Source organism: Methylobacterium goesingense (genome assembly GCF_022179225.1).
Classification (GTDB): Bacteria; Pseudomonadota; Alphaproteobacteria; order Rhizobiales; family Beijerinckiaceae; genus Methylobacterium; species Methylobacterium goesingense.
The window spans coordinates 41,982-54,142 of the sequence record NZ_BPQL01000052.1 but is presented as its reverse complement, the minus strand read 5'-3'; the positions used below and the strand labels follow the sequence as shown (position 1 = coordinate 54,142).

General features: G+C 72.9%; 11 protein-coding genes. 8 read left to right on the top strand and 3 right to left on the bottom strand.

The genetic code is table 11. The features are described 5' to 3' along the window. Positions 1-160: 160 nt before the first annotated feature. The 8 genes from MFF30_RS10090 (at position 161) to MFF30_RS10055 (ending at position 10,588) form a co-directional block, all read left to right on the top strand. Positions 161-1,069, top strand: coding sequence for an ABC transporter permease (locus tag MFF30_RS10090; protein ID WP_238279213.1), 909 nt, complete (start codon positions 161-163; stop codon positions 1,067-1,069). Positions 1,070-1,071: 2 nt separating this feature from the next. Continuing rightward, the gene (locus MFF30_RS10085) at positions 1,072-2,100 is read left to right on the top strand and encodes an ABC transporter ATP-binding protein (protein ID WP_238279212.1); all 1,029 of its coding nucleotides are present in this window, start codon (positions 1,072-1,074) and stop codon (positions 2,098-2,100) included. Further along, a complete protein-coding gene (locus MFF30_RS10080; RefSeq protein WP_238279211.1) occupies positions 2,097-3,026 on the top strand; it encodes an ABC transporter ATP-binding protein in 930 nt (309 codons plus the stop codon). The genes MFF30_RS10085 and MFF30_RS10080 overlap by 4 nt, the downstream gene beginning before the upstream one ends. Positions 3,027-3,046: 20 nt before the next feature. Further along, positions 3,047-4,624, top strand: a complete 1,578-nt coding sequence (gene ggt / locus MFF30_RS10075) for a gamma-glutamyltransferase (protein WP_238279210.1) — start codon at positions 3,047-3,049, stop codon at positions 4,622-4,624. A gap of 138 nt (positions 4,625-4,762) precedes the next feature. Next, positions 4,763-6,829 (top strand): glycosyltransferase, encoded by a 2,067-nt coding sequence (locus tag MFF30_RS10070; protein WP_238279209.1) that lies wholly within the window; start codon positions 4,763-4,765, stop codon positions 6,827-6,829. Then, on the top strand, positions 6,826-7,935 hold the full coding sequence (locus tag MFF30_RS10065; RefSeq protein WP_238279208.1) for a glycosyltransferase: 1,110 nt from the start codon (positions 6,826-6,828) through the stop codon (positions 7,933-7,935). Before MFF30_RS10070 ends, MFF30_RS10065 begins: the two co-directional genes overlap by 4 nt. Before the next feature lie 216 nt (positions 7,936-8,151). Further along, positions 8,152-9,627, top strand: a complete 1,476-nt coding sequence (locus MFF30_RS10060; protein WP_238279207.1) for a GumC family protein — start codon at positions 8,152-8,154, stop codon at positions 9,625-9,627. A 148-nt stretch (positions 9,628-9,775) separates the two neighbouring features. Continuing rightward, on the top strand, positions 9,776-10,588 hold the full coding sequence (locus MFF30_RS10055; RefSeq protein ID WP_238279206.1) for a WecB/TagA/CpsF family glycosyltransferase: 813 nt from the start codon (positions 9,776-9,778) through the stop codon (positions 10,586-10,588). Positions 10,589-10,601: 13 nt separating this feature from the next. Here MFF30_RS10055 and MFF30_RS10050 read toward each other — a convergent pair whose 3' ends face one another. From MFF30_RS10050 to MFF30_RS10040, 3 genes are all read right to left on the bottom strand, one after another. Continuing rightward, entirely contained in the window at positions 10,602-11,174 is a 573-nt protein-coding gene (locus MFF30_RS10050; RefSeq protein ID WP_238279205.1) for an NUDIX domain-containing protein, read from the bottom strand. Positions 11,175-11,246: 72 nt separating this feature from the next. Then, the gene (locus MFF30_RS10045; protein WP_238279204.1) at positions 11,247-11,528 is read right to left on the bottom strand and encodes a sulfurtransferase TusA family protein; all 282 of its coding nucleotides are present in this window, start codon (positions 11,526-11,528) and stop codon (positions 11,247-11,249) included. A gap of 155 nt (positions 11,529-11,683) precedes the next feature. Then, a complete protein-coding gene (locus MFF30_RS10040; protein ID WP_238279203.1) occupies positions 11,684-12,112 on the bottom strand; it encodes a hypothetical protein in 429 nt (142 codons plus the stop codon). Positions 12,113-12,161: the final 49 nt, after the last annotated feature.

Below are 12,161 nucleotides of genomic sequence, written 5' to 3'. Positions count from 1 at the left end.
CTCTCCTCCCCCTTGCGGGGAGGAGTTGGAGGTGGGGGTGGCTCCGCTGGCCTCCGCGCCCCGAGGGCCACCCAACCACCCCCACCCTCGATCCCTCCCCGCAAGCGGGAGGGAGGCCCGCCCTTTTCGGGGATGACATGATCAACGGAAACGGCCCCCGATGACCAAGGCCGCCATCGCCCCGGCCGGCGTCGCCCTGCCGGCCGCCGAGCCCGTGCCCCGCGCCGAGCCGGGCCCGATCCGCGAATTCTGGACCCGCCTGAAAGCGCGGCGCAGCGCCATGCTCGGCCTCGTCATCGTGGTGGCGCTGATCCTGATGGCGGTCTTCGCCGACTGGATCGCGCCCTACGATCCCATCGCCACGGACTGGAGCGCGATCCGGACCGCGCCGAGCTGGGCGCACCCGTTCGGCACCGACGAGGTCGGGCACGACGTGCTCTCGCGCATCGTCTTCGGCGCGAGGGCCTCGCTGGGGGCGGGCCTGACCTCGGTCGCCCTCGCGGTGGCGCTGGGCCTGCCGTTCGGGCTGCTGGCGGGCTACGCGGGCGGCGTGGTCGACCTGTTGATCATGCGCCTGACCGACGCGCTCCTGGCGATCCCGTTCCTCATCCTCGCCATCGCGCTCGCGGCCTTCCTCGGCCCGAGTCTCACCAACGCCATGGTGGCGATCGGCCTCTCGGCGACCTCGACCTTCGTGCGCCTGACCCGGGCGCAGGTACAGGCGGTGGCGGCGGAGGAGTTCGTGGAGGCGGCGCGCGCCGTCGGCAACCCGCCCTGGCGCATCGCGATCCGCCACATCGTGCCCAACATCGTGCCGGCGATCCTGGTCCAGGCGACGCTCACCATCGCGGCCGCGATCATCGCCGAGGCCAGCCTGTCCTTCCTCGGTCTCGGGCAGCAGCCGCCCGAGCCCTCTTGGGGCTCGATGCTCAACGTCGCCAAGAACTTCCTCGAGCAGGCGCCCTGGATGGCGATCTGGCCCGGGGCCTCGATCTTCCTCGCGGTGCTGGCCTTCAACCTCCTGGGCGACGGCCTGCGCGACGCCCTCGACCCCCGGCAGAGGACCTGACGATGGCGCAGGCGAGACAGACCCTGCTCGACGTCCGCGACCTCGCCGTCGCCTTCGACAGCGAGGGCGGCGCGGTCCACGCGGTCAACGGCGTGTCCTACACGCTCGCCGAGGGCGAGACCCTCGGCATCGTGGGCGAATCCGGCTCCGGCAAGAGCGTGCACGTGCTGGCGATGCTGGGCCTGATCCCGCGTCCGCCCGGCCGCATCACCGGGGGACAGGTGCTCTTTCAGGGCCGCGACCTCCTCGGCCTGCCGGAACGCGAACTCCGAAACATCCGGGGCGGGCAGATCGGCTTCGTGTTCCAGGACCCGATGAGCTCGCTCAACCCCGGCATGACGGTGGCGGCGCAGATCATCGAGCCTCTGCGCATCCATCTCGGCCTCGACGGACGCGCGGCCCGCGCCCGCGCCAAGGACCTCCTCGACCTCGTGCGCATCCCGAACGCGGGTGCCCGCCTCGACCAGTATCCGCACGAGTTCTCCGGCGGACAACGCCAGCGCGTGATGATCGCCATCGGATTGTCCTGCCGCCCGAAGCTCCTCATCGCCGACGAGGCGACAACGGCCCTCGACGTCACCGTGCAGGCCGAGATCATCGGTCTGGTGCAGGAGTTGAAGCGCGAGATCGGCATGGCGATCGTCTGGATCACCCACGATCTCGGGGTGGTGGCGGGCATCGCCGACACCGTCCAGGTCATGTATGCCGGCCGCATCCTCGAGCGCGGCCCCGTGGACGACATTTTTCGCGATCCACGGAGTGCGTATACGCTCGGCCTGCTGCGCTCGCTGCCCGACCTCAGCCGGGGCCGGGCCGGGCGCCGGCGCCTGCACCAGATCGAGGGCGCGCCCCCCGACATGCGCCATCCGCCGGCGGGCGACCCCTTCGCGGCGCGCAACATCTACGCGACCCCGCGCTGCCTGACCGAGGCGCCGCCCCTGGCGCAGGCCCCCGGGGCCGCGCCGGGTCATCTCGTGGCCGCCTGGTACGATCTGCCGGCGCGGCTCGCCGCCGAGGAGGCCGCGCGATGAGGCCAGAGCCCGCCGACCGCTATCCGCTGCTCTCGGTGCGGAATCTCAGCAAGCACTATCCCCTGCGCAGCTGGTGGGGCGGCAAGGGCTCGGTGTTCCGGGCGGTGCAGGATGTCAGCTTCGACATCCGGCCCGGCGAGACCCTGGGGCTGGTCGGCGAATCCGGGTCGGGCAAGTCCACCATCGGCCGCGCCGTCACCATGCTCAACCCGCCGAGCGCAGGCACCGTCGCCTTCGAGGGCACGGATCTGGCCAAGCTCTCCGCCTGGGAGATGCGCCGGATGCGCGCCCGCATCCAGATGGTGTTCCAGGACCCCTACGCCGCCCTCAACCCGCGCATGAGCATCGGCGACTACGTGGCCGAGCCGTTCCGGCTGCACCGTCCGGGCATGGCGCGGGCGGAGCGGCGCGACGAGGTCGAGGGCCTGCTGGCCCGGGTCGGGCTCGATCCGCGCTTCGCCCGCCGCTACCCGCATCAGTTCTCCGGCGGCCAGCGCCAGCGCATCTGCATCGCCCGCGCCATCGCCCTCAAACCGAGCTTCATCGTCGCCGACGAGCCCATCGCCGCCCTCGACGTCTCGATCCAGGCCCAGGTCGTGAACCTGCTGCAGGACCTGCAGGACGAACTCGGCATCTCGTACCTGTTCATCTCCCACGACCTGCGCATGGTGCGCTATCTCTGCCAGCGCGTCGCCGTGCTGTGGCACGGCCGGGTGGTGGAACTCGCCGAGGCGGACGCCCTCTACGAGGACCCGCGCCACCCCTACACCCGGCGCCTCCTCAGCGCGGTGCCGGTGCCGAACCCGGTGGAGGAGCGCGCCCGTCTGCGCGCCGCCTCCCTCCTGCCCCCCGCCGACCCGGATGCCATCGGCGGTCTGGTCGAGGTCGCCCCCGGCCATTGGGTCGCCGACACCCGCTATTCCTGACCCTTCGAGGACCCGACATCGTGAGAGATTTCTCGAAACCGGGCCGCTCGCCCGTCTATGCCCCCGAGGCCGCGGTCGCGACCTCGCATCCCCTCGCCTCGCTGGCGGCCATCGAGGTCCTGAAAGCAGGCGGCAACGCCGTCGACGCGGCCATCGCGGCGGTGGCGGTGCAGGGTGTGGTCGAGCCGGCCATGACCGGCATCGGCGGCGACTGCTTCGCCCTCTACGCGCCGAAGGGCGCCTCCATCCCCGTCACCATGAACGGCTCCGGCCGCAGCCCGGCGGCCGCGCACGATTCCTGGTACGTCGCGAACGACGTGGCCATCGGGCCGACCTCGCCGCACGCCGTCACCGTGCCGGGCGCCGTCGCGGCCTGGGGGCGGCTGCTGGCCGACCACGGCACCCGCAGTCTCGGTGAGCTTCTCCAGCCCGCGATCCGCTATGCGGAGGAGGGCTACGCGGTGCAGCCGCGCGTCGCCTACGACTGGGCGCGCAACCGCGACAAGCTGCGGGCCGATCCGGGCTCGGCCGCCGCCTACCTCGTCGACGGCGAGGCGCCGAAGGTCGGCACCACGATGCGCCACCCGACGCTCGCCGCCACCCTGCGGCGCATCGCAGAGCACGGCGCCCCCGGCTTCTACGAAGGCCCGGTGGCCGAGGACATGGTGCGCACCTTGCGCGAACGCGGCGGCCTGCACACGCTGGAGGACTTCGCGGCGGCCGCGCCCGAATACGTCACGCCGATCTCGACCCGCTATCGCGGCTACGACGTCTACGAGTGCCCCCCGAGCGGCCAGGGCCTCGCCGCCCTGATGATGCTCAACGTGCTCTCGCAATACGACGTCGGCGCGCTGTCCGAGCTCGACCGGGTCCACCTCTTCGCCGAGGCCTGCAAGCAGGCCTACCACCACCGCGACGCGCTCTTCGCCGATCCGGTGGTGAACGCCGTGCCGGTCGAGCACCTCCTGTCCCAGGCCTGGCAGGCGCGGGCGCACGGGGCCATCGACATGGCCCGCGCGCAGGAGCCCGTGCTGTGGCCGGAGATCCGCCACACCGACACGGTCTATCTCTGCGTGGTCGACCGCGACGGCAACGCGATCTCGCTGATCAACTCGATCTTCCAGGGCTTCGGCAGCGGCATCACCGCGCCGGAGAGCGGCGTGCTGCTACACAATCGCGGTTTCTCGTTCCGGGTCGAGCCCGGCCACCCCAACACCATCGCGCCGTCCAAGCGCCCGATGCACACCATCATCCCCGGCATGCTGATGCGCGACGGCGCGGTGGTAGCGCCCTTCGGCGTGATGGGCGGGCACTACCAGGCCATGGGCCATGTCGAGCTGCTCACCGGCATCATCGACCGGGGCCTCGACGTGCAGGAAGCCCTCGATGCACCGCGCAGCTTCGCCTATGGCGGCGGCATCGAGATGGAAAGCGGCTTCGAGCCCGGCCTCGCCGAGGGGCTGGCCGCGCGCGGCCACCTCACGGTGCCGGCACCGGTCCCGATCGGCGGCGGCCAGATCATCTGGATCGACCCGGCCACCGGCATGCGCGCCGCCGGCTCAGATCCGCGCAAGGACGGCTGCGCCCTCGGCTACTGAACGGGGACGCGGCGCGACTCACGGAAGATTCAGTCCTTCGCCGCCATGGTCCGGGCAACCGGCCGGCAGCGCGATCCGCGCGGGCCGGAAACGAGGGACGATCGACGTCACGTGACGAACCCGCGGGAAACCTCTCCGGTGACGACGGCGCCGGACGCGGACGGCTCGGCCTACGGGCCGGCCGCCCACGGCGTCGCGGACTGGCCCTTCGGCATGCCCGCCTCCGCGACGCCGTGGCCCGTCCTGCCCGGGGGTGCCCCTTGGCCGCGCGTGCGCATCCTTACCATTGCCTGCCCGGATGCGCCGGGCCTCGCCGCGACCCGCGCCTCCGTCCACGGACAGGCCTATCCGAACCTGCGGCACGCGGTGGTGCCCCCCGGTGATCCGGAACCGGCGACGTGGGGCGCCGACGCCGATTTCGACGCCCTGATGGTCCTGCGGCCGGGGGACCTGCTGGCGCCGGGCGCCCTGGCGGCGCTCTGCCTGGAGATGACCCTGAGCGGGGCCGACCTCGTGGCGGGCCTGCGCCTCGTCTTCGCCTCGAAGCCCCTCGGCCTCGACGCCTGCGCGGCCCCCGCCGGTCCCCTACGCGACCCCGCGCCGCCCGAGGGCGACCTCGCCCCCTTCACCGGGGGCGAAATCCTTCTGTCCCGCGCCTGCGTGGCGCGCGCCGGAGGGCTCGATCCGTGCGCGGCCCATCCGGTCGCCGCGCTCTGGCCGCGCCTCGCCGAACAGAGCGCGCGGCTCTCCCGCGTCGGGCGTCCGGTGCTGCTGCAGCACGCGTCCGGGGACACTGTCGCGCCGATGCCGGCGGGCCTGCGCATCGCCAGCCTGACCGACCGGGGCTATGCCGGCGGTGCCGGCATCGGGCACCGCCGCCTCACCGATGCCCTGGCGCTGGCGGGCCACGCCGTCGCCCACCTCACCCTGGCGGCGGAATCGCCCCCCGCCGCCGCGGAATGGACCAAGGCCTTCCCCCGCACGGTGTCGGCAATCGAAGGCGGCGGGTTCGACCTGGTGCTGGCCGGAAACCTTCACGGCGCGACCCGCAGCCCCGCGATCCTGGAGGATCTCGGGCGGCGCGTGCCGGTGGCCGCCGTGCTCCACGACCTCTTTCCGCTGACCGGACGCTGCGCCTTCCCGGGCGCCTGCCCACTGATCGACGCGGGATGCGACGCGCGCTGCCCCACGCCGGACGCCTATCCGCAGCTCGCGCCGAACCGGATCGCGCGCGCCTACGCGGACAAGCGCGCGGTGCTGTCTGGCGCCCACGCGCCACTGCTCCTGGCCAATTCCCACTGGACCGAGACGGTCGCGCGCCGCCTCGCGCCAGCCGGCACCCGCGTCGGGCGCATCGGCCTCGCCTTCCCGGCGAGCGTGTTCCGGCCCGGCGACCGGGCGGCCCTGCGGCGGGGCCTCGGCCTGCCGGCGGACGACATCCTTGTGATGTTCGCCTCCGTGATCGCCGATGCACCCGGCAAGGGCGCGCCCGAACTCGCCGCGATCCTGCGGCGGATCGCCAAGCCCGGGATCGGGTTCGTCGCCGTGGGGCGACTCGACGATCCGGGGGCGTTCGGCCTGCCCGGGCTCGTCGCGGCGGGGCCGATCGGCGACGAGGACACCCTGGCGCGCTGGTACGGCGCCTGCGACCTCTACGTCACGGCGAGCCGCGACGAGACCCTCGGCCAGACCCCCGTGGAGGCCGCCCTCTGTGGCACCCCCACCCTGGCCTATCGCTCGACGGGCCTGACCACGGCGGTGATCGACGGCGTCTCGGGCCATCTGGTCGAGCCGGTGCCGGGCTCCCTCGAGACCGCCCTGCGGACCCTGATCGCCGACGCGCCGGCGCGGCACCGCCTCGGCGCCCTCGGGCGGATCGCCGTCGAGAGCCGCCATTCCCACGCGTCGGCGGCGATGCAGATCAACGACGTCCTGGTGGCGCACGGCCTTCGGCCGGCGAGCGCCGGGACCGGGCGCATCCGCTTCCGCCCCGAGATGCTCGCCCAGTTCGCCATGGCGCGGGAGCGCGCGCCCGGGCGTAGCGGCACGGTCCCGGGCCCCTCCGGTCCGGGGATCCGTGCCGCGCGCCGGCTCAAGCAGGCGCTCCTCGGGCGCGGCATGCCGCTCTGGTTGCGCCGGGGGCTCTACGGCGCGGCCCGCCTGCGCGGTGGTCTGCGGGCAGGTTTTCGGGGAAGCGCGCCATGACGGCGGCCAGCCCTCCGGACCCGCGCCGGATCTACGTCGACCACACCCATCTGCACGGCCCCGTCACGGGCATCGAGCGGGTGGCGATCGACCTGTTCGGGCCGGAACGCCTGAGCCCCCACGCCGTCGTGCCCGTCCGCTCGCCGAGCGTGGCGCGCATGATCCTGGCCCAGCAGATCGGCCTGCCCCTGCGACTGCTCGGCGACCGCCGGGCGCTGGCGATCTTCCCCGGGTTTCCGCCCGGCCCGATCGCGACGCTGCTGGGGACACGCTGCATCGCCTACATCCACGACACCTTCCTCCTCGACCGCCCGCAGGACCTGAACTGGAAGAGCCGGCTGTACATGGTGCCGAGCTTCGCCTTCGCGATGCGGTTCGGCCGCTGCTTCCTCGTCAACTCCCGCACCACCGGCACGGCCCTGCGCGCGCTCTGCGCGCCCGACGCCCTGGTGGCCCTGCTCCGGCCGGGGGTGCGCGACGTCTTCGGCCTCGGCGACCTGTCCCCGTCGACGCCCCGCCCGGGCGAACCGCTGCGGCTCCTGGCCATCGGCACGATCGAGCCGCGCAAGGATTATCCGGCCGCCATCGCCATCGTGGCCGCCCTCAATGCGGCGGGCGTGCCCGCGGAGCTGCATGTGGTCGGGCGGGTCGGATGGGGACGCCACGCCTTCCTGTCGGCGCCGCCGCCCTTCCTCACCCTGCACGGCTACCTCGCGGACGCGGCACTGCGCCGGCTCGTCGAGCGCTGCCACCTCCTCATCTCGACCTCGAAGGCGGAAGGCCTCGGCCTGCCCCTGCTGGAGGTCCAGCACGGCGGCCTGCCCGTCGCCGCCCCGCACGGGCCCGTCTTCGCCGAGGTGCTCGGCACATCCGGCCTGTCCATCGATCCGGCGGAGCCCGCGCGCGCGGCCGCGGCGATCCGGGACTGGGTCGCGCGGAGCGCCTTCGCGGAGGCCCCGGCCGCGGCGCGGGCGAACGTCGCGCGCTGGAACGCCCTGGCCGGCGCCGATGCGGAGCGCTTCGCCCGTTTCCTGGCGATCGGCCGAGGGGCCTATGCAGAGGCCGACGCGACCGTCGCCGCGTCTCACCCCGCCGGGCCGGCGTGAGAGCCCAAACATCAAGCCGGGGGCGGACCGCGATCACCGGTGGACGCGCCAATCCGCCGACTTGGCATGCCAGGTGCGACCTTTAACACATCGGTAACGATCCCTGCCGTTCCGGTCCCGGTTTGATACGGATGGCGCTGCGGAACGGGACAGGTGCATTCAGGGTGGTACTCGGTCCTCGCCGGTGGCGGGTGGTCGAGGCGGGAGACGACACAGATGTTCGACTTCGGAAGCCCCGTCGGCGGCGAACCGGTCCTGATGGGGAAACGCGAGGCTCCCCTCGACGGCGGGGCGATCCTGCGGCGCCTGTGGCGCGGCAGCGCGTACATCCTGCTCGGCGGCCTCGTCACGGTGGCCCTGGCGGTGGTGCTGCTCAACCTCGCGCGCCCGAACTACACCGCGAACACGCAGATCCTGGTCGACCCGGCCGACCTGCCGGTGATCGCCAACGACCTCAGCAACCGACAGCCGCAGGCCGATAGCGGCGTCTCCATCGCGGAGAGCCAGGCGCGCGTCGTCCAGTCCGACAACGTCCTGCGCCGCGTCGTGGAACGCCTCGACCTCGCCGACGACGAGGAGTTCGTCGTCCCCCCCTCGACCAATCCGCTGATCGTCCGGCTCAAGGCCCTCCTCGGCATGGAGCCCCCGGCGGCGAGCCGCGATCCCGTCAATCTCGCCCTCGACACCCTGCGCCTGAAGCTCGGCGTGCGCCGGGCCGAGCGCACCTTCGTCATCGACATCTTCGTCCAGACCTGGGACCCGGAGAAATCCGCCCGGATCGCGAACGCCATCGCGGAGGCCTACCTCGCCGAGGAAGCGGGCGCGCGGGCCGAGACGGCGCGGCGCGCCTCGGAGGGCCTCTCCGGCCGCCTCGCCGGCCTGCGCCAGGCGGTGGAGCAGGCAGAGCGCAAGGTGCAGCAGTACCGGGAGGCGAACAAGCTCGTGACCACGAGCGGGCGCCTCCTCAGCGACCAGCAGCTCAGCGACCTCAACCAGCAGCTCGTCACCGCCAACCTGCGCACCGCCGATGCAAGGTCCCGCCTCGAACAGGCCCGGCGCATGCGGACCGGCGAGGCCGGCACGGCCCTGCCCGAGATGCTGCAATCCCTGGAGATGCAGAACCTGCGGCAGCAATACGCCGCGCTCTCCCGCAACACCGCCGAACTCGCCACCCGCCTCGGCGAGCGCCATCCCGCCATGGCCGAGCAGTACGCCCAGCAGCGCGACCTCCAGCGCCTGATCCAGCGCGAGAAGGAGCGGATCATCGACACCTCGCAGAAGGATTATGACCGCGCGGTGGCGAGCGAGGCCGCCGTCAGCAAGAGCCTGGAGCGGGCCAAGACCGAGACAGCCGGCAACGACCGCGCCAATGTCGGCCTGCGCGAACTGGAGCGCGAGGTAGAGTCCCGCCGCTCCGTCTACGAGACCTTCCTGCGCCGCTCGCGCGAGACCAACGAGCAGGAGCGCCTGAACAGCTCGAACGTGCGCGTGATCTCCTCGGCGACGCCGCCGCGGCTGCGCACCTGGCCGCCCTCGCCGAAGGTGGTCCTGCCGGTCGCGCTGCTGCTGGGGCTTGGACTCGGGGCCGCCATCGCCCTGGCGCGCGGCGCCCGGCGCGACCGCCGCCCAGCCGTCCCCCCGGGCGCCAAGCCCATGGCGGGCGCGCGCAGCTTCCGTGCCGTCGATGCCTGAGGTAGGGACCGCCCTCTTGCACATATCGACGCCGCCCTCGGAACCGCGCCTGCGCGAGGCGAGTCGTTCCCGAAGCGAGCCCCGCGCCGGGATCGGATCCGCATCCGGCCCCCTCGGCGACACGCCCCAGCCGGCAGGCGAGACCCGCATGAACGTTCGCTTGTTCGACATCGCCTTCACGCCGGGGAGCGCCGCCGACATCCTGCGCTTCGCCGCCGCCCAGCCGGCGACCCGGCCCCGCCTCATCGTCACGGCGAATCTCGACCACGTCGTCACCCTCACGGAGAACGCGGCCTTCCGGGCGGCCTATGACGGCGCCGTCGCCCGTACCCTCGACGGCATGCCCCTGGTCTGGCTCGCCCGCCTACGGGGCGCGCGCTCGGCCGGGCGCGTCACGGGGCACGATCTCATCGCGGCGGCCCTCGCGCCGCCCTGGCCCGCCGGGCAGCGGCTCTACCTCGTCTGCGCCACCGAGGCCGTGGGCCGCCACCTGACCGAGCGCCTCGTCGCGGCGGGCATCGGCCGCGAGGCTATCGCCACGACGGTGCCGCCCTACGGTTTCGAGACCGACGAGGCCTACAGCCGCGCTCTGTCCGAGGCCGTGCGGGCGCACGGCACCACGCTCCTCGTCCTGGGCGTCGGTGCGCCGCGCTCGGAGATCTGGGTCGACCGTCAGGGGGCTGCACTCGGCGCACCCGTGGTGCTCGCCGTCGGCGAGGCCATGAACGTGGCCGCCGGCCTCGTGCCACGCGCGCCGGCCTTGCTGCAGCGGGCGGGGCTGGAATGGTTCTTCCGTTTCCTGCACGCCCCGCGGCGCCTGTTCCGGCGCTACTTCGTGCGTTCCTGGCGGCTGGTCGGGATCGGCATCCGGGCATTCCGGAAGGGCGCGAGTAAACCCGCGGACGCCGCGCCCCTCGGCTCGGTCGGTGCCCGGGTCCGGCGCAATCCGGATTCCTGCTGAACCGCGCGGCGCCTTACCCTCCGGAAAACAGCTCAGGCCGGCGCAGCCGGAGGGTGAGCAGGAGCACCAGGGTCTTCAGATCGGTGACCTCACCCCGGTCGCTCATGGCGGCGAGATCCGCCAGCGGCATCTCGTGCACGGTGATGTCCTCGCTCTCGCTCGCGAGGCCGCCGCCGGTGCCGATCCGGTCGGTCGCCGCGTAGGCGGCAAGGAACAGGTCCATCTGCTCCGTCGAGATCCCGGGCATGCTCCAGCCACAGGTGACGGGCTCCAGGACGCCGAGGCGCAGGCCGGTCTCCTCGAAGGCCTCGCGGCGTGCGCCCTCCTCCGGCTCGGATTCGTCGAGGAGGCCCGCCGGCACTTCAAGGACGCTGGCGACGCCCGCCGCGTAGAGGGCCGGAGCCCGGAACTGCTCGACGAGGAGCGCGACCCGGCGGTCCGGGTCGTAGGGCAGGACCGCCACGGCGCGTCCGTGATCCTCGATCTCGCGCGCGAGCCGGGTGCCGTCCGCCATCGTCACTTCCGCGACGAGGAACCGGCTCCAGCCGTCATGCACGATCCGGGTGCCCCGGATGATGGGCGCCATGCTGTTCTCCCCTCGGCGGGCCGCTCGCGGGGAGCGGCCAGGTCGAGGGCGATCTAGCAGCGGCTTGTCGCATCAATGAGGCGGCACCTGCGGGATTTCGGCCACGCCCTTACGGATTGTGCCCTTGCGGATTGTGAAGGACAGGCCGTCCGGTCCGCGCTCCTGGCGCACCAGCGCGTCACCCGCCTCGCGCACGAGGTTGGGAATGTCGATGGCGGCCATCGGATCGGTGCAGATCACGGTGAGGAGGCTGCCCGGAGCCATTCCGCGCAGCGCCTTGGCGGTGCGCAGGACGGGCAGCGGGCACTTCAGGCCGCTGAGATCGAGATGGGTGATCTCGCCTTCATCCTGCACCGGGCATCTCCGTCCGCGTGTCGCCGACAGGCCGCCTGCGTGTCGCAGCCGAAGGGTCTACAGGGCCCGACCAAAAAAATCCCGCCCCCGGGCGAGGCCGGGAGCGGGATTCGAACGAGGCTCGCGGGTGTCGGGGGACACCCGCCGCAGGGTTGTCAATATCCGTAGCCGTAGGTGGGGTAGCCGTATCCATAGGCCGGGGCGCTGTAATAGCCGTAGGCCGGGGCACCGTAGCCGTAGCCACCGCCGTACCCGACGCCGGCATAGCCGCCGTCGTAGTAGCCGTAGCGCGGCGCCTGGCTGGCCGCGATGGCACCGCCGATGATGCCGAGGGCCGCGCCGGCCGCGAGGGCGCCGCCGATGCCGGGACCGCGGCGGTAGCCGCCGTAATAGCCACGACCGTAACCGCGGCCATAGCCGTACCCGTATCCGCGATAGCGGACGTTCTCGACGCTGGCGTTACCGCCGGCGACCTGGGCCGCGGTCAGGGCGGGCATCGGCGCGGCCTGAGCGGCGGTGAAGGACCCGGCCGACAGACCGACGGCGGTGGTTCCGGCGAGAGCGAGGGACAAGATGCGCGACATGCGAGCGTTCTCCGTCACAGGATTGAATCACCCTGGAAACGGCAGAGTT